Origin of the sequence: Streptomyces sp. V4I2 (genome assembly GCF_030817655.1) — a bacterium.
In the GTDB taxonomy this organism is placed as follows: Bacteria; Actinomycetota; Actinomycetes; order Streptomycetales; family Streptomycetaceae; genus Streptomyces; species Streptomyces plumbiresistens.
This window is the reverse complement of the sequence record NZ_JAUSZM010000003.1, coordinates 3,870,671-3,887,163: the sequence shown is the minus strand read 5'-3', so window position 1 is coordinate 3,887,163 and position 16,493 is coordinate 3,870,671. Positions and strand designations below refer to the sequence as shown.

General features: G+C 64.4%; 15 protein-coding genes and 2 pseudogenes. 12 read left to right on the top strand and 5 right to left on the bottom strand.

Going from position 1 to position 16,493, the window contains the following annotated elements; translation table 11 throughout:
* Positions 1 to 423: 423 nt before the first annotated feature.
* The gene (locus QFZ76_RS18515) at positions 424 to 657 is read right to left on the bottom strand and encodes a hypothetical protein (protein WP_307674782.1); all 234 of its coding nucleotides are present in this window, start codon (positions 655 to 657) and stop codon (positions 424 to 426) included.
* Positions 658 to 928: 271 nt separating this feature from the next.
* Here QFZ76_RS18515 and QFZ76_RS18510 point away from each other — a divergent pair, with 271 nt between their 5' ends.
* Complete coding sequence (locus QFZ76_RS18510; protein ID WP_307674781.1) at positions 929 to 1,339, top strand: hypothetical protein; 411 nt, start codon at positions 929 to 931, stop codon at positions 1,337 to 1,339.
* On the opposite strand, the gene QFZ76_RS18505 is transcribed toward QFZ76_RS18510, so the two are convergent.
* From QFZ76_RS18505 to QFZ76_RS18490, 4 genes are all read right to left on the bottom strand, one after another.
* Positions 1,288 to 2,352: a serine/threonine-protein kinase gene (locus QFZ76_RS18505; protein WP_307674780.1), complete on the bottom strand. Its 1,065-nt coding sequence runs from the start codon at positions 2,350 to 2,352 to the stop codon at positions 1,288 to 1,290. The genes QFZ76_RS18510 and QFZ76_RS18505 overlap by 52 nt on opposite strands.
* A gap of 33 nt (positions 2,353 to 2,385) precedes the next feature.
* Entirely contained in the window at positions 2,386 to 2,874 is a 489-nt protein-coding gene (locus QFZ76_RS18500) for a hypothetical protein (protein ID WP_307674779.1), read from the bottom strand.
* A 90-nt stretch (positions 2,875 to 2,964) separates the two neighbouring features.
* On the bottom strand, positions 2,965 to 4,056 hold the full coding sequence (locus tag QFZ76_RS18495) for an ImmA/IrrE family metallo-endopeptidase (protein WP_307674778.1): 1,092 nt from the start codon (positions 4,054 to 4,056) through the stop codon (positions 2,965 to 2,967).
* Positions 4,057 to 4,095: 39 nt separating this feature from the next.
* Positions 4,096 to 4,731: a hypothetical protein gene (locus QFZ76_RS18490; protein WP_307674777.1), complete on the bottom strand. Its 636-nt coding sequence runs from the start codon at positions 4,729 to 4,731 to the stop codon at positions 4,096 to 4,098.
* Between the two features lie 1,092 nt (positions 4,732 to 5,823).
* On the opposite strand from QFZ76_RS18490, the gene QFZ76_RS18485 reads away from it, so the two are divergent.
* The 11 genes and pseudogenes from QFZ76_RS18485 to holA all read left to right on the top strand — a co-directional run bounded on the left by QFZ76_RS18485 (position 5,824) and on the right by holA (position 16,480).
* Positions 5,824 to 6,252, top strand: coding sequence for a hypothetical protein (locus QFZ76_RS18485; RefSeq protein ID WP_307674776.1), 429 nt, complete (start codon positions 5,824 to 5,826; stop codon positions 6,250 to 6,252).
* A 20-nt stretch (positions 6,253 to 6,272) separates the two neighbouring features.
* The gene (locus QFZ76_RS18480; RefSeq protein WP_307674775.1) at positions 6,273 to 6,974 is read left to right on the top strand and encodes an RNA polymerase sigma factor; all 702 of its coding nucleotides are present in this window, start codon (positions 6,273 to 6,275) and stop codon (positions 6,972 to 6,974) included.
* A gap of 23 nt (positions 6,975 to 6,997) precedes the next feature.
* Positions 6,998 to 7,264, top strand: a pseudogene (locus tag QFZ76_RS51770) (hypothetical protein); the annotation flags it as partial.
* A gap of 61 nt (positions 7,265 to 7,325) precedes the next feature.
* Positions 7,326 to 7,604 carry a hypothetical protein gene (locus QFZ76_RS18475; protein ID WP_307674774.1) on the top strand — a complete coding sequence of 93 codons (279 nt, stop codon included), beginning with the start codon at positions 7,326 to 7,328 and terminating at the stop codon, positions 7,602 to 7,604.
* Positions 7,605 to 8,364: 760 nt separating this feature from the next.
* The gene (locus QFZ76_RS18470) at positions 8,365 to 11,748 is read left to right on the top strand and encodes a CHAT domain-containing protein (RefSeq protein ID WP_307674773.1); all 3,384 of its coding nucleotides are present in this window, start codon (positions 8,365 to 8,367) and stop codon (positions 11,746 to 11,748) included.
* Positions 11,745 to 12,245 carry a hypothetical protein gene (locus QFZ76_RS18465; RefSeq protein WP_307674772.1) on the top strand — a complete coding sequence of 167 codons (501 nt, stop codon included), beginning with the start codon at positions 11,745 to 11,747 and terminating at the stop codon, positions 12,243 to 12,245. The genes QFZ76_RS18470 and QFZ76_RS18465 overlap by 4 nt, the downstream gene beginning before the upstream one ends.
* 353 nt (positions 12,246 to 12,598) lie before the next feature.
* A pseudogene (locus tag QFZ76_RS18460) lies at positions 12,599 to 13,222 on the top strand (ComEC/Rec2 family competence protein); the annotation flags it as partial.
* 4 nt (positions 13,223 to 13,226) lie between these two features.
* Positions 13,227 to 14,072, top strand: coding sequence for an arylamine N-acetyltransferase (locus QFZ76_RS18455; protein WP_307674771.1), 846 nt, complete (start codon positions 13,227 to 13,229; stop codon positions 14,070 to 14,072).
* Between the two features lie 177 nt (positions 14,073 to 14,249).
* Positions 14,250 to 15,131: a YceI family protein gene (locus QFZ76_RS18450; RefSeq protein WP_307674770.1), complete on the top strand. Its 882-nt coding sequence runs from the start codon at positions 14,250 to 14,252 to the stop codon at positions 15,129 to 15,131.
* 36 nt (positions 15,132 to 15,167) lie between these two features.
* A complete protein-coding gene (locus QFZ76_RS18445) occupies positions 15,168 to 15,413 on the top strand; it encodes a hypothetical protein (protein WP_307674769.1) in 246 nt (81 codons plus the stop codon).
* A gap of 77 nt (positions 15,414 to 15,490) precedes the next feature.
* Positions 15,491 to 16,480, top strand: a complete 990-nt coding sequence (gene holA, locus QFZ76_RS18440; RefSeq protein ID WP_307674768.1) for a DNA polymerase III subunit delta — start codon at positions 15,491 to 15,493, stop codon at positions 16,478 to 16,480.
* The last annotated feature ends 13 nt before the right edge of the window (positions 16,481 to 16,493 follow it).

The window sequence follows — 16,493 nt, the reverse complement described above, 5'->3', positions numbered from 1 at the left end:
CCGGCGACGTCGGACTCATCCGGGCGCAATGCTGCAGGGCCTGTCTCGGCGAGGGCACCTGGGGTGATCGCTTCTGCATCGGACGGGTCTGTGGTGCAGGGCCGAGAACGTACAGCCCGTTACGGGCCAAGCCCTCGCCCGTGACCTCAAGGCGCTGGTACGCCAGTACATGGCCACGCATACCGATGAGGCTGACCTCAGAGAACTGCTACAAGCAGACCCCCGCCTGTCAGTTCACTCGCGCGCACTGGCTCACCGGAGCTGAGGTTCTCGCCTGGGTCAGGTCTGTCGTGCGAGCGCACCCCGGACCCCACCAGCCACGAGCGTTCGGGCCTGTGGGACCGCGTTAGCCCGGTGCGGTGGCCGGCGTCCTTGCAGGCCTGCGCGAGCCCCTCCGCTCCGGGCGTCCGGGAACGGACCGGGTCAGCCCGCCCAGCCCACGTCGATCACTTGGATGCCGCCGAGGAAGGAGGTGAAGCAGATCCACGAGCGTGGACCAAAGACCACCGCTGCGTGCCACCCGCCGGGCTGCGGCCACTCGCGCGGCCGCACCAGCGCCGCAGCCAACGTCTCCATGACCTCCTGCCGCCCCTCTTGGGGCAGTTCAACCAGGGCGTCTTCCACGCGTACCGCCAAGTCCACCTCGTACGCCACCATGCACCCCCGTGCCAGTGATCAGCGAAGCCTCTACCGTACGGACACGCGGAAAGCCCTGGGTGGGCCTGTGGATAACCCCGCTACTGCGCGAATGCGATGACGCGCACAGCTGCGCCGGGCACACAGGCCCGGGGCGGCGTGTGGAAATTAATCGAATCTTTGTTCCATCCGTTAGGTGGGAGCCTTGCAGGGCCAGAGCCCGTACGGCACGCTGCAAAGTAGGGATGCCAGATGGACTGGTCGGTGTGGACGCGTGGGAGGAGGAGCCGATATGGAAGAGCTCTCGCCGCAGGGTGCCCTGCTAGCGCTGTGCGTCTCCCGGCTCCCCGGGCGCACGCTGCCCCGGCATGCCTGGGCAGCTGAAGTGCTGATCGAGCAGTTGTGGGCGCATACCGCTGAGCAGTCGGAAGACGACGGCTGGCTGGACGTCCTGATGCCGCTCGTCGGCAGTCGCGGTGTGGACGCGCGCAGGGTCCGGTCTGAGATGTGGGCGCTGGCACAGGAGGGCGTGCTGGTCCCGGTGGGCGTGGGAGCCGCAGCCCGGTACGAGGTGGCCGGGGAACTGGATTGCCCGCCGATCTGCGGTGCACTGACCCCTGAGCAGGACCGCGTGATCGATCTAGCCGTGGATCAGCTGACGGCCAGGCTGTTGGCCTTCTCGAAGACGGCCAGCGCCTGCTGAGCGTGCAGGTCGCTCACCTTCACGTCGGTTTCCGCGCGGCGCCACGACAGTGTCTTGCGTTTGTGCATGATGAGAGTGAGACCGCCGCCCCGGGTGGGCTTCGCGGTCACCCGGATGCGTCTGCCGGCGTCGTGCAGAAAGGGCGCTTCCCAGGTGTCGGCGCTGGTCTCCCGCCAGTCCGCGATCTTGATCTTGGCGAGCTGGTCGCTCATCTCGCGGGCCGTCTGGAACCGGCGGGCCGGCACGGGGTCCATGGCCTTGCGGACGACTTTGCGCAGTGACCGGCACACCCAGACAGGGAGTAGGAGGTCCTCCTTGCGCAGCGGTGACTCGCCCTTGGTCAGAGCGTCGACGGTGTCCGTCTTCGAGTAGGAGTCGTAGTCGAACTTGCCGCGCAGCAGCTCCAGGAGGACCACACCCAGGGAGTACAAGTCCGAGGCCCGGGTCAGGCCGTCGCCGGTGAGCAGTTCGGGCGGTGAGTACAGCTGGGGTGCGTTCACGCCGGGGGTCCTGCCGTCGCCGTCCATTTTGCCGGCCAGACCAAGGTCGCCGAGCTTTACCGTCTGGGCGTCACCAGTGAGGAAGAGGTTCGGGCTTTTCACGTCACGGTGCAGGATGCCGTGGCGTTCGTGCATCTCCGCCAGCCCCTGCAGAGCGGCCCGGATGATGCGCAGCGCCTGGCTCGGCGTGAAGCACTTGCCGGCTTCGAGAGCGTCGGTGACGCTGCCCTCCTCATAGAACGGCATGAGCACTTCGACGACCCGCATCGGCGCCGGGAAGCCGGCTACGGAGGCGACAGAGCGGACCTTGACCACATTGGGATGGTCGATCATCTCCATCACCTGCGGCTCCACCAGGTCGGCGCCGTCCTCGACCTCCGAGAGGTCCACGCGCTTGCCGACGAGCCAGTTTGCGAGGTCCGGGTCCCACCACACGCGTACCTCGTGCAGACCGGTCGGCATCGTCTGCAGGCACTCGTAGTTGAGGGTGAGTCGTCTCTCGCGCTGCTTCACGCGCGGTCTCCTTCGTCAACGCGTTGCGGCGCGCTAGTTCTCGGACCCGTCGGTGACGTAGGCCAAGGCGGCGGCGAAAGCGGCTCCTCGCCCCGCATTCCAGTATGGCGGCCGTTGTGTCAGCCCGATTGTCTCGTGACTGAGGGTGCCCAGGGAAGCAGGGGGGAGACCGACGAGCCTGCCGATCTGTTCGGTCTTCAACTCCTCGTAGGTCACGTTCTGCTGGGCACACGAGAGCATTAGCGCCGAAATGAGGGAGATGCGCTCCGTCGCCTCCTTGTACGTCCAGTTGCCGTGCTTGCGGGTCCCCACGAGGACCACGGCGTCGGGAGCGAGGATGCGCAGGTCCTGGGTGATCCTGTCGAACGTGTCGGCGAGCCGCTCGGCCCCCGCCAGACCGGCGGCGGGAACCAGCCGCGCCGGGGCGCTGGCCATCACAGCAGGAGCAACGGCGCCCTGCGGGGCGTCGAGCGCCCCGAAGTGCAGGACGCCGGAGGAGACGGCAACACCGAGAACCTTCACAAGTCATGTCTTTCGAGAGGAGACAGGCGTGCGGCGCACCAGGAGAACACGGCCGCGAACGGGGCAGACTGCTGTGGTCGACCGCGCCACCTAGCCCTTGACGAGCCGCAGTTGAGGGCGAACGGGTGCGGACTGCTGCCCGCCCCCCTCCACTGCGACCGGGACCAGCCCGAACACATACTCATTGAGTTCCTCGACAAAGATGTTCAGCTCCGCCGCCACATCTGACGGAGACTTCTTCAGCGGATCACGCAACACCTCGAACACCTTGGCCAGCAGCTGGCTGCTCTCGCGTACCAGCGAGGAGTCGGGCTCCGCCCTGCGGTAGCCGCGGCGGGCCAGCTCCTTCATGGTCTGGCTGTAGCGCCACTCGGACAGCAGATCGAGCTTGCGCAGGCGGTAGGTCAGGGCCATCGCGGAGACGCCCCACCGGCGTTTGGCGCTCAGTATCCGCTCAAGGGAGGCGTTGTGGAGCCGCTGCGCGAGGATGCCCGCGCGCGGCATCAGGAAGGCGGAGGCGAAGTCGTTCGCCTCACCCTCCGAGTCCCGTCCGTGGGGGATGCGGTGCTCGCAGTGCATCACCAGGTGCCCCAGCTCGTGCGCGGCGTCGAACCGGCCTCGCTCACCGGTCTTGCGAGTATTCAGAAAGACGTACGGGGTGCCCGCGTTGATAGTGGAGAACGCGTCGATGTCCAGGCAGTCCGACGGCAGGGAGAACACCCGCACCCCGTGTGCCTCCAGCAGATGCACGGTGTTCGGCACCGGGGCCTCACCAAGGCCCCAGACGGCTCGCACCTGTTCAGCTGCGGCCTCGGGCTCCAGGTGCGGGTAGGTGGGCAAGTCGGGCCGGGGCAGCTTGAACAGGCCCTCCAACCAGACATTCAGAGCCACGGCGATGGCTCCCGAGCTCAGAGCGCTGTCGCGTTCCGTCGCCGTCATCTTCGACGGCGCTCTGAAACTCACGGAGTCCAGCTGCAGTTCCGCCGGCCGGGGCGCGGCGAAGAAGGAGAGCGGGTAGTGAAGGGCCGCCGCGAGCGCGGCCAGCGTCTCCGGTGAGGGGACCTTGCGGTGGTTCTCGAACGCCGTGATGCTCTGCGCCGAATACCCCGAGGTCCGGGCCAGCTCCGCCAGCGTCATACGCCGTCGCCTGCGCGCCAGGACCAACCGTTCAGGGGTGAACACGTTCCCTCAGCTCCCACTCTCAGTCTCACGTCAACCTGGTCAGCCCCCCAGTAGCTCCACCACGACCTCCGGTCCATCGCCGTCGCCCGGGTCGTCCAGCAGCCCGATGTCCGCGCCCGGGTCACCGAGATCCGGAAGGACCAGCGGAATGCGTTCCTGCCACTCGTCGACGAACTTCCCGTTCATCTTGATCGGCAGGGACAGTTCCGCGCTGATCACTCCCTTGTCCCACTTGTACAGCAGGCACCACGTCGGGATCTGATCGAGCTCCCGGCCGTAGAGCACCTCGTCGTGGGTCATGAAGGCGAACTGGCCGTTCCTCTCCACCAGGCGCGCCATCGCCGGACCCTTCGGGTTCTTCGACCGTACGCGCGCTGCGAGGTCGCCCACGCCGCCCTCGGCGCTGATCGCGGTGACCGCGTGGCTGATGCTGGGGTGGATCATCCGGAGGATGCTGTCCCGGGCCGTGCGCCCCCACCCTTCGGGATCGAGGGCCTCGGCGAGATACCGGTTCGTGCGGCTCCAGAACATGAAGCCGCGCATCGCGGGAGCGTCAAAGTCGGTGCAGGTGCGGACATCGGCAATCGCAAGGTCGAGCGCCTCGTGGAACAAGTCCGTCGAGAAGTCGAGCTGCGCGAGCCGCTGCCTGCACTGATCCGGATCCAGGTTCTGCAAAGCCCCCTCCAGACAACCGTGAGTTTCAAAAACCATACCTCAATCGAGGCGCTATTTTTGAAACCCGCGTCATCATCGCATGTCAGTTCGAATATGTCATCTTTGCTTCATGCCGGAGACGCTGGCCGGTGCAAGCCCGCGCGCCGCTCGTCCGGCACCATGCGGACATAGTCACCATCCAGCTCCTCAGGGAAGACGCCGGACGGCGAACGGCGAAACGTAGGAGTGCATGTGCGTGAGGGGCCGGCCCCGGACGCAGACACCGGAGATCGCTCAGCCGACGTGGTGCAGGGCGCGCTACCGAGACCGTTTGCCTCACCGCTTGGGGGACTTGACTGGGCCCGCACAAGACAGGGTCGACCTTCCGCTGCATATTGATTGGTCTGGCCTCAACAGCTTCGACCTGGAGTAGCCAAGACGCGGATGAGTCTCTAAAGGGTGGTGCTCGCCGCCTTCGTACGGTCCCTGGAACGCTACGCTCGCCCCGGAGTCGACGCGATCGCCCGGCACGTTGCTGAGCGCTCCTCCGCCGCTCGCCGCCGGGGTTGCTCACAGCGGCCTACAACACGTGTTTCCCCTCAAGGAGCACTGGTTCGGCACACAGCAACGGGCCCGGGCGGCATTGGATGCCGGCCGGGCCCGTTGTTTCCACAGGGGCCTGGAGATCCCGAGATCTTTGGCGAGAGCAGGGACCCCCAGACCCTCCATCACCCTTCGCGGATCGCTCCGGGCAGGTGAGGAGATCATGAATGGCCAGGCCACGTGTGAGGCTACTCCACCTTCGTGTGGGGCGCCGTCACCGGTATTCAGGCAGCGACGAGCCCGAAACGTGCAGCGTGTTCCCCACCAGATTCGTGTGAACCATGTCACCGCCGTTTTGCCTGGGAACCATGCGTTCTAGGCGGTTCAGAGGATCTGCCATCTGCCAAGATGACGGGCAAAACAACACAAGGGCCAAGCAGAGCCCGCGACTTCACGAGATCTTTGGCGAGAGCAGTGAGTCTGGGCTTCCATCACCCCTCAGGACGCCGGGTCGCACCAGCGACCCGGCACCCCTGGGCATCGGCTGGCCCCCGAACAAAGGGGACTCCCATGGGTCGTTCCTCCATGCGTGCGCGTATGCGCACGATGCGGCAGCGCGTGATCCGCACTGCTCAAGGCGCACCGACTCGCCTCCGCCGCCGGGCGGCGCCCATCGACATCTGGATCCAGGACCACCACATCGCACTGGTCATCGCCATGTTCGTCGCGCTGTTCGCCTCCGCCGGGCTGCTGCTGTGGACCAACTGGGACCTTGTGATCGATCTGGCACGGCAGCTCGCGCCAGTCCTCACGATCTTCTCGATCACCGCCACCGCGATCCTGTCCGTCATCCGATGGTTCCGTGCGCGCCAGGCAGCGCGGCTGGCCCGTCGGGAGACCGCTGCCGTGCCGCAGCCCCGCAGCACAAGCACGGACACGCCGGAGGGAGCGGGTACAGCCCAAACGCCTGACTGCACGAGGCCGGGTGGAGACCTGTGACAGCACCTGATTCTGAGTGGGTGAGCCTGGAAGAGTTCCGTGCGCACATCGCCAGCTCGCCGGATACACACCTGACCGAGGGCGAGTTCAACGACTGGCTCGACTGGTTCTGCGGCCCGGCTTCTCCCGAGTCCGGCGAGTCCCGCAAGTGGTCCATCTCCATCACTGACTTGCTCCCCCCGCTCGGGGATTTCGAGGAGTTCCACAAGGAACACAGGGCGGGGCTCCTCCGGTACGTCCGTGCGAGACTGCGGGCCAGGGGTGTAACCGCTGTCGACGCCGAGGACATTGTTCAAGACGCATTCGAGGTGGTCTTCCGCAAGTGGGACAACGTTGGCCGCTGGGGCTTTGCCGACCGGTACCTGCGAAGGGTGGCAGTCAACCGGGCGAAGCGGCTCATGGAACGCGCCTCCCGCGAGGTCGCGAATCCGATGGATCCGGGGTTCCTCGAACTCACCCAGTGGGAGCTCGGCTGGGAGCGCAGTCCTCAGGAGATGGTCATGGCGGACGTCCTGAACCAACTGCTGAAGAGCCTGCCGCTGCGGCAGGCTCAGGTGCTGCTTCTCACGGCCGATGGATGGACCGACTCCCAGGTCGGCGAGCTCCTCGCCCTGTCCCCCGCTACCGTCCGGTCGCACCGTCGACACCTCCAGAACAGCTGCAGGCGGAAGGTGGAGCAGGAACCCGATAGGTGGTCGGAACTTCTCGTCCACCGCCCGTGAAGCTAGGGCCCCCTGATCTACGGCAGGGGCTGTGGTCACCCGCCGCGCCAGCCCCGGGGCAGGCAGCGGTACCGGAGCCGGACGGACCGAACGACACCAGTGTCGCCCTGCTCCTCCGGTTCGGCGGACTGCGGCTGCTGCTGCTCGGAAACCTCGAACTCTCCGCTCAGCAAGCCCCGTTGTGCTCTCGGGCCGCGGCCCGGCTGGCGGGAGTGGACGTGCTGAAGGTGGTCCACCACATTTTCCTTGACACGCCTCTACTTGAGGGTTTTCGGCGCCAACTCCAGTGATCCCCGGCGGGTCGCCGGTGCTGCGGATCAGACTGGTCGTCCAACGACGAGGGAGGGGCCCGTGGGCGTCAAGAAGATCCTGACGATCAAGCTGGAGATCGAGGTCAACGAGAAGGTCACCCGGTCCAAGCGGCTGAGCGACACGTACGGCGAGGTCGTGATGGCGGCCATGGAGGCGGCTCGAACCCACATGCCGACGGACAGCATCGAGCAGATCACGACTCAGGCGCGTTGGGAGTACCGCCACTGGGACCCGGACCCGATCGTCTACCCCAAGGGGGAGGACCCTGAGATCGAGGACTTTGATGACGAGGACTTCGTGTTCGAGGACGAGGACTGATCGCCCGAAGAGCCCCGACCGTCCGAGGACAGCCGGGGCTCTTCTCTCCTCGCAGGGTGGGGGAAGTCGCTACGGCATGACCGTGATCAACGGGATGAGGTCCAAGATGAAACTGTAGAAGCATCGGCCTGCTCGCAGCTTCGGCCGTCGTGGACCCGTTCAGTCGGGCCACGGCGGTCGTTTCATGCTCAACGGGGCTCGGGTGTGAGCGACTGGGCCGGCTCCCGTCTGACAGGCCGTGGTCGGATGTCAGATGGTTCCATGATCGCCTCGCGACATGGAGAAGCGATGGGGCGACGAGTACCGCCCGGGGATGCGGGTGGCATGCGGACACGCAACGCCGTCTGGAGCTTCCGGGATGACAACAGATGGCTGGCCCGAAGACAGGCCAGCGTGGCTCTGCCGACGAGCGAGCTCACTATGACGGGAAGATTGGATGCGGCGAAGCTCCCGCCCGGAGTTCTGCCCCTACTCGCCAGCAGATCGAGTCACACGGCGGAGCAGTGTCTCAGTCAATCGAAGTGCCTTGTAAGGGGATCGGCCTTCTTCAGCGCGACAACCCCGTCCCTCGTCTGCCCATACTTGATCCATGGGCACGCGTGCTCGCCGATCATGAACATCCCTTGAAGCTCCCGTGTCTTGAAAGTGCTACTCCGCTCGCTGTGTGGATTCTGCTTCGCGGTGCTTGCGGGCTATCAGCAGGCGTCGAGATCATGATTATCCGACCGGTGGCATGGGGGCCTAGCCGAAGCGTGGATCAATGATGAGCAAGAAGCTAGATATTGCCCGATGTCCCGAATGTCGGACTGATATCGACCGGCTCGTTGACCCCTGGCGCACCGTTCTCGTCAACATTTGGGACGCTCGGGCGCTCAACTTTGTAGTACTTTCTGATCAGGCAGACCGATGCCCGGCCTGTGGAAATATTTTGGACAGTAGCCCGACGTATGTCCTCTATGACGACTTCGCTGGGCCTAACGACCCGGTGGATGTACTTCCTGGCCGGGCCGTGGAAAACTACCAATTGCCAGGGTTGATCTATGCCGTACTGAAGCGGGAAGCAAACCTGCGGGTCTACGGATCGATACAGGACTTCATCTCAGCAATTGCAGATCGAGTCCGCCCAGAGATCGAAATGCTGAACGAATATTGGCTGCTAAGCCAGAAGGAAAGGTTTGAGTGGCAGAAAGAGAACTATTCTCGTCTACATGCTCCAACTTTTGCAGTTGCCATGATATTTGCTAGTGGACGCTTCCCAGGGATCCTACTACAGAAGCCGACTGATGAATACGTGACTGATTTGGCCGAACTGCAAGGGTGGGTTCTATTGCATCTCGGCGGTGAGGTAAATCGCCCACTGTCAACCAGTATTATCCAGCTTATCTGGCCTGGCTCGATACTTCCCGAGGCATTGAAGCTGATGCAAGAATTCGATCCCGAAAATCAAGGGTACGTTTACCATGCAGTTCATGCCGCTGCGTGCGCAGCAACCGGCCTCACCAACCCATTTGCCTCACGCTGGGCCGACCTCTATATAGAGATTGAGATGTATTTGCGTAGCGCAGCAAATGCGGGGGAGGTCGACCGCCTCAAGTTGCCGCACCCTATGGCTTCCAAAATGCTTGATGATTTCTCCCTCCAAGAGGCCCTACAACGTCATCTGCCTGACGCTCCTGCGGGCCTCCTCATCGATATCTGCGCCGATCTTGACCGGGCAGAACTGCTGAGCCAGGTGATTGCGGATGGGTTCGCTCTAAGTGTAGGGCCCGAGGCGGCACCTGAAGATGTTCTGGACTTCGTAGAAGGCGCACTTCAAGTATTTTGGCCGTCAGATCCTGCTCATCGCTACTTCTACGGTATGCGAGCGTTGGTTAAGGATCAACGTGTGGATGATGCTGAGAAGCTCTTCGACCTCGCCGCTGAAAGACTGGCGAGCGATATGGAATCGTACGGCAGGCTCATAGCATATTTTGGACAGGCATGCAAAGAGGCTGGAGATCCCGCACGCTTTGTCACAAGAGTGGGTACTCGCGCCATGGCCGCCGAAAGCCTGCTGTCAGATTCGACTCGTGTTGCCCTTGACTGTGAGCGTGCATTTGCTCTTCAACTCACTGGAGATGCTCCGAAGGCGCGACACGAACTGGATGCTCTGACGGAATTGGAACTTGATGGAAATCACCATGCCTATGTCCAGGGATATCGCGCTTATGCAATGATCGCAACAGGGGAGCCGGACAAGGCGGTTGCTCTTCTGGAAAGCATCCTTCCCGGTACCAGGGGTAGCCGTCGGCTAGAGCTACTTCAGGCTCTGGCTGCTGCAAATTCAAGTCTAGGGCACCATGAAGAGGCCCGAGCGGCCCTGCTCGAGGCTACTTCTCTTGCCGCCGGCCCCTGGTCAAATAGACTTACTTCGCTACGCGCCAATCTTCTTCCTGATGACTCAAGTGAGGCAGCGGATGAGCTGGAAGAGATCGGGGTTCCTGAAGACGACAGTACGCTTTTGGTAGTAGCTGCAGCGTGGGCGAATGTTTTGCAAGCGAACCGACATCTTTTCCGCGATACTGCACGGGAAGTGTTCAAATCTCTGATAAAAGCGAATTCCCTCGCTTGCAGTCGCGGTCATCTAGATTTTTCTCTGCGCTCCTATGAGACCCTTGCTCTTGCGGGCGATGCTCTTGGCATTGCGCAGGTCGAGAATGTTTGGAAGGCTACGATTATTGTAGGAAACGAGATCGGACTCCATACTTCCGTGTCGTTGATTGGCAGTGCCCGTTACGCAATACGAGATCACGATGAAACTGCGGCAAGTGCAATGCTGCGGCAGGTTCCAGCAGCTATGGCTCGGGAATTGGGCGGCATTTCTGACATAAGCATGGCATTGGGGGCAACAAGTCAAATCGGGCGCATGCTTCGCGAGTTGGCCGATTTGTTGGTGGCAGGCTCACCAGATATGTCACTCGTGCGACTGACTGCCGAGCTTCAGCGTGATGCTAATGGGCGAGCTCAGATGATTCATCAAGCGGCAGGAACACTCCAGGAAATTGCTGATCTGTCTAATGGGCTTGGAGTGGACGTGCTTAAACGTCTGACCCCCAGTGGTGGCGTATTCCATGTCATAGAATGGCTTGATCTCCCTGAAGATTACATTGGCATGCATACTCAGATCACGTCAGATGGTGATATCAACACACGCTGGGTCAGCGCCCCAGACAGTGCGATTGAGTTTTTCAAACTACCAGACTATTTGCGGGCGCGTCTTAATGGGTGGCGGCCTGGTCGTTCAGGAGATGCTCTTGATTACCATCCGTGGCAGCAGGTAAGAGACTGGTTTAGGGGGGAATGCGCAAACGTTGCCGACGGGGATCACCTGGTGATCATTGATCACCCAGATCATGCTGGTCTACCCTGGCATACCCTTTCTGGCGGCGGATGGACAATGTCCTACGCTCCTAGCTGGTCATCCTTGCTGAAGCTTACGACTTCGCCGTCTGAGCGGTTCGGTCCAATAGGAGTTGTGCTAGTTCCAAGTGCAGAGGAGAGCCCAGCGACACTGAGGGTATTCGAAGATGCACTCTTCGAAATTCGCAATATCGGCGAACGGGCGGGTCGAGTTATTCGGACCTGTGTCGGCGAGATGGCTGATCAACAGCAAGTTAGCGAATTGCTCTCCTCTGTGGACATTGCGGTTCTTCTGTGTCATGGCTTTGTTGAACCAAAAACCTATGAAGTCGCCTTGATGCTTGCTCATGCTGGGGAGCTGCCGACAACTCACGCGGTAGCCGCCGCCTCGGCCGCACGCAGGCAGCACCGCTGGTCATGGAGAAATGCAGCAGATTTGACGCGTGCTCCGCGGGTTGTACTGTCTGCGGCCTGCTCGTCCGGTACTAGCCACTTGGCGGGACTTGGTGAGCGGATAGGCCTATACGGTGCTCTAAGGCTCAAAGGAACCAGGACAGTGGTGGCGCCTTTGTGGGATGTAGTCCCCGCCGACGCAACTTCCATTCTTATTGATGGACTTAGTGACTATCTCGAACATTCAGTGGCCATGCCCATGGCAATTAATAGAGCAAGTGACCGGCTCCATGCCAAGGGCATCCCCCCATGGCGCAACTCTTGCTTTGCAGTGGAAGGGGACTGGACATGAATCAAAGTTTGGCGCAATTCCTCAACGAGCAACAGGCGGATGCGACCACCGTTCAGCATGCCGTGCGTTACCTTGTGTCGGAGTTGTCCAACGACATTCCTCCCGAGGTGATGCAAAGCCAGCTCGCGCAAGCAGTCGATGGTGCGGCGCCTGTAGATGAAGCCACAGCGGTACTGTGCACGGACAGCGCTGCTCTCCTTGATGCGAACCTGGCAGTCCTTTCCGCGCTATGGGACGATCCGGAACATCGAGATTTGGTACGTGACGCCATAGTGCAGGCTAAAAATAGGCTTCCAATTGTGGAGGTGACTGTGATAGCGGCCTGCGTGCTATATGGCCTTTACCTCGTCACCACAGGTGGGAAACGTCGCGAAGTGCGGAAGATCATTAAAAGGCCGGACGGTTCATGGGAGGAGAGCGTGAAAATAGAATTCGCTGACGCCAAAGGTCCCTTGCGCGCGCTGGGAGGGATCCTTGCTCGATTCTTGGGGGAGTAGTGCCGTCCTGAAGATGCCGGCCTCGGCCTTGATGCCGGCCGTCGAACGCCGCCGTGTTTCGGGATATCGAAGTCGACTGTGCGCCGCCGGGTTCCTGATCCGGTCGCGTGCCGGGGCCTGGGGCCGGTAGTACGAAGCGGTCGCTCGCTCCCAGGCAACCCGGCGATTCTTGCTGGTGCCGCAGGGATCATGCAGCGCAGGAGGCGGCATGACCGCAGATCGAGTAACAGGGCGGACCAGTGTCTCAGTGTCGCTCCTTGAACTGTGACGGCTTATGTACTGGTGTAAAAGTCCCAGCTGGAAAGCCTCGTCTTCGTAGATGTCTCATGAGACATACCGAACGTAAAGAACGCTTCCACGCCGACCATGTGGCGGGGCTGCCCGGAGTGCTGCGCGGGCGGTCGGTCGGGGCGATCGAGACGACGGCCTACGAAGAGCCGGCGGACCAGGTCGAGTTCGTACGGAGGGAGGCGGCGGCGCGGCGCATTCCCGTGACGCGTGGCATGGCCGGTGAGCAGCGGCGTACCGGGGCGCTGTCCTGGGAGGTGCTGTGGCCGCCGCCGCGCCCGGCACCGGAGCCGGAGGGGCCGAACGACGCGAGTGTCGCCTTGCTCGTCAGGTCGGCCGGGCTGCGGTTCCTGCTGCTCGGGGATCTCGAACCACCGGCGCAGCAGGCGCTGGTGAGGTCGCCTGCGGGTGCGCGGCTGGGCGGGGTGGATGTGCTCAAGGTCGCCCACCACGGCTCGGCCTACCAGGACCCCGAGCTGATACGCCGGGTGGCACCGCGGCTGGCGCTCATTTCTTGCGGCGCCGACAACCCGTATGGGCACCCGGCTCCGAGTACGGTCGCCGCGCTGCGGGCCGGGGGTGCGGTGGTGCTGCGGACCGACCGGGACGGGGCGCTCGCGGTCGCCGGTACGGGCGGCGGTATGGGCGGCCGTATGGGCGGCGGGGAACTTTGGGTGGGGCGAGACTGAGGCCATGGATTCCACACAGGTCGATGCCTATCTCCGCCGTCTGGGAGTCGAGCCGTCCGAGTGGCCCACGGGCGTCGGCGGCGCCCCGGGCGCCACCCTCGACGTGCTGCGCGGTCTGCATCTGCGTCACCTGCAGACCGTGCCGTTCGAGAACCTGTCGATCCACCTCGGGGAGGAGATCGTGCTTGAGGAGGAACGGCTGCTGGACAAGGTGGTGGGCTCGCGGAGAGGCGGGTTCTGTTACGAACTCAACGGCGCGTTCGGGGCGTTGCTCACCGCGCTGGGATTCGACGTCACGCTGCTCGCGGGGCGGGTGTACGGGGAGGAGGGGCGGCTCGGGATTCCGTACGACCATCTCGCGCTGCGGGTGCGGACGGTGGACGGGGGTGAGTGGCTGGCCGACGTCGGGTTCGGGGCGCACAGTCACTATCCGCTGGCGTTCCGGGAGCGAGGCGAGCAGAAGGATCCCGGCGGCACGTTCCGGATCGCCGAGGCGGGACCGGAGGCGGCCGGGGCGGGGGCGGCGGACCTGGACGTCGTCGTGAACGGCAAGCCCCAGTACCGCCTGGAGCTACGGCCGCGGGCTCTCGGTGACTTCGTGGCCGGGGCCTGGTGGCACTGCACCTCGCCGGTCTCGCACTTCACGCAGTCGCTGGTCTGCTCGCGGGTGACGGAGGACGGAGGACGGATCACACTCAGTGGCCGCACCTTCAAGGCGACGGCTGCCGACGGGACGCGGGAGGAGCGCGAGCTGGACTCGGAAGAGGAGGTGCTGGCGGTGTACCGGGAGCGGTTCGGGATCGAGCTCGACAGTGTGCCGACTGTGGGAGTTCCCCACTCGCACGGCTGATTCGGACCACATGAGGCCACACGTGGTCACCACACGAGGCCACTCGGGGTTACTCGCTTTTTAGATCCGGCACATGTGCTGGTTTCCCATGATGTGGCCTTGTGTTGCCTCGAAAGCCCCATCAGTGGTCGAATGCGTCTTCGGCAGCAGTGATGTCGAGGCGTGCAGGGGTTGAAGATGATCGGTCGCTGGCTGGGAAGCCGAACGAACCGGACGCAGCGGACGAGTCCCCTGGCGGCGGTGCGGACCCCGCCGAGCGCCGGGGTGCTCAGCTGCAGGGTCCTCGACCCGGTCAACGAGCCGGTGGTCCACGCCGAGTTCGCGGTCACCGACGTCGCGGGCCGCAAGGTGGTCGTCGGGGGTATGGATCCCTTCGGGTCGTTCATGACGACGGTGCCGGCGGGTGAGTACCGGCTCGCGGTCTCGGCCGAGGGGTACACGCCGTACCGGGCGACCGCCGTGGTCGGGGAGAACGCGCTCGCCTCGCTCGGTGATGTGACCCTCCAGGTGGCCCGGCCGCCCGAGCTGCCGTCGCCGGGGGACTGGGAGATCGAGCCGACGCATTCCTCGATCGCCTTCACCGCGCGGCACATCGGGCTGGCCCGGATCCACGGGCGGTTCAACTCCTTCGCGGGGGTCGTACGGATCGCCGACCAGATGGATCACTCGGCGATGCATGTGGTGATCGACGCGGCGTCCATCGACACGAACGTCAGGATGCGCGACGACCATCTGCGGTCGGACGACTTCCTCGACGTACAGCGCTTCCCGACGCTGGAGTTCTACAGCGAGCGGTTCGTGCACAAGGGCGGCAACCGGTGGGCGATCACAGGCGCGCTGTCGCTGCACGGGGTGACGCGTACGGTCACCCTCGACACGGAGTACCTCGGGCTCGGCAACGGCATGGAGGGCGAGGTGCGGGCGGCCTGCCGGGCCACGACCGAGTTGCGCCGGGACGACTTCACGGTGAGCTGGCAGACGATGCTGGCGCGCGGAATCGCGGTCGTCGGGCCCAGCATCCGGATCGACCTCGACGTACAGGTCGTGCGCAAGGGGTGAGCCGGTCGCCCCGGTGGGGTACCGGACAATGGCTTCGTGAGTGATGTGAGACATGTGCTGGTGCTGCCCGACCGTGATGCCGCGGAAGAGGTGGCACAGGCGCTCGCGGACCGGTTCGGGGTCGACGAGGAACCGCGGCTGGTACGGGACGCGCTGGCCGGTGAGGACGATGCCGAGGACGCCCAGTGGCTCGTCGTGCTGCGGGACGAGGCGGAGCGGCTGGATCCCCGGGAGCTGGACGAGTTCGCCGGCGAGTGGGAAGGGTGGCGGGAGGAGCCGTAGCCCGGCCGGCCGCGGGTGATGCCGTCCGAGTCCAGCACCGGCACCCGTTGTCAGTGGCGCGTGCCATGCTTGGCGCAATGTCCAGGAAGACTGCGAATGACGACCCTCTCGCCCCGGTGACTCTTGCCGTGGGCCAGGAGGACCTCCTGCTCGACCGTGCCGTGCGGGACGTGGTGGCCGCCGCCCGGGCTTCCGACGCCGACACGGACGTACGTGACCTGACCTCGGACCAGTTGCAGCCCGGGACGCTTGCGGAGTTGACCAGTCCGTCGCTCTTCGCGGAGCGCAAGGTCGTCGTCGTGCGCAACGCGCAGGATCTGTCGGCGGACACGGTCAAGGACGTGAAGGCGTATCTTGGGGCGCCCGCCGAGGAGATCACGCTCGTGCTGCTGCACGCGGGTGGGGCCAAGGGCAAGGCGCTGCTGGATGCCGCGCGCAAGGCGGGGGCCCGCGAGGTGGCGTGCCCGAAGATGACGAAGCCGGCGGACCGGCTGGCGTTCGTGCGGGGCGAGTTCCGGGCGACCGGTCGGTCCGCGACGCCCGAGGCCTGTCAGGCGCTCGTGGACTCGATCGGCAGTGACCTGCGGGAGCTGGCGTCCGCCGTGTCCCAGCTGGTCGCCGATGTCGAGGGGACCATCGACGAGGCCGTCGTCGGGCGGTATTACACCGGGCGGGCCGAGGCATCGAGCTTCACCGTCGCCGACCGGGCGGTGGAGGGGCGGGCCGCCGAGGCGCTGGAGGCGCTCCGGTGGTCGCTGGCGACGGGGGTCGCGCCGGTGCTGATCACCAGCGCGCTGGCGCAGGGCGTACGGGCCATCGGCAAGCTGTCCTCCGCGCGAGGGGGACGTCCGGCCGATCTCGCGCGCGAGCTGGGCATGCCGCCCTGGAAGATCGACCGGGTACGGCAGCAGATGCGGGGCTGGACGCCGGACGGGGTGGCCTACGCGCTGCGGGCCGTGGCCGAGGCCGACGCCGGCGTGAAGGGCGGCGGCGACGATCCTGAGTACGCCCTGGAGAAGGCGGTCGTGGCGATCGCGCGGGCGGCGCGGTCCAGGGGACGGGCGTGATCCAGTAGCTCTT

What these genes read in the sequence shown, in the direction of transcription:
- QFZ76_RS18515 (WP_307674782.1), bottom strand. Translation starts at nt 657, where the DNA reads ATGGTGGCGTACGAGGTGGACTTGGCGGTACGCGTGGAAGACGCCCTG.
- QFZ76_RS18510 (WP_307674781.1), top strand. Translation starts at nt 929, where the DNA reads ATGGAAGAGCTCTCGCCGCAGGGTGCCCTGCTAGCGCTGTGCGTCTCC.
- QFZ76_RS18485 (WP_307674776.1), top strand. Translation starts at nt 5,824, where the DNA reads ATGGGTCGTTCCTCCATGCGTGCGCGTATGCGCACGATGCGGCAGCGC.
- QFZ76_RS18470 (WP_307674773.1), top strand. Translation starts at nt 8,365, where the DNA reads ATGATGAGCAAGAAGCTAGATATTGCCCGATGTCCCGAATGTCGGACT.
- QFZ76_RS18465 (WP_307674772.1), top strand. Translation starts at nt 11,745, where the DNA reads ATGAATCAAAGTTTGGCGCAATTCCTCAACGAGCAACAGGCGGATGCG.
- QFZ76_RS18455 (WP_307674771.1), top strand. Translation starts at nt 13,227, where the DNA reads ATGGATTCCACACAGGTCGATGCCTATCTCCGCCGTCTGGGAGTCGAG.
- QFZ76_RS18450 (WP_307674770.1), top strand. Translation starts at nt 14,250, where the DNA reads ATGATCGGTCGCTGGCTGGGAAGCCGAACGAACCGGACGCAGCGGACG.
- holA (WP_307674768.1), top strand. Translation starts at nt 15,491, where the DNA reads ATGTCCAGGAAGACTGCGAATGACGACCCTCTCGCCCCGGTGACTCTT.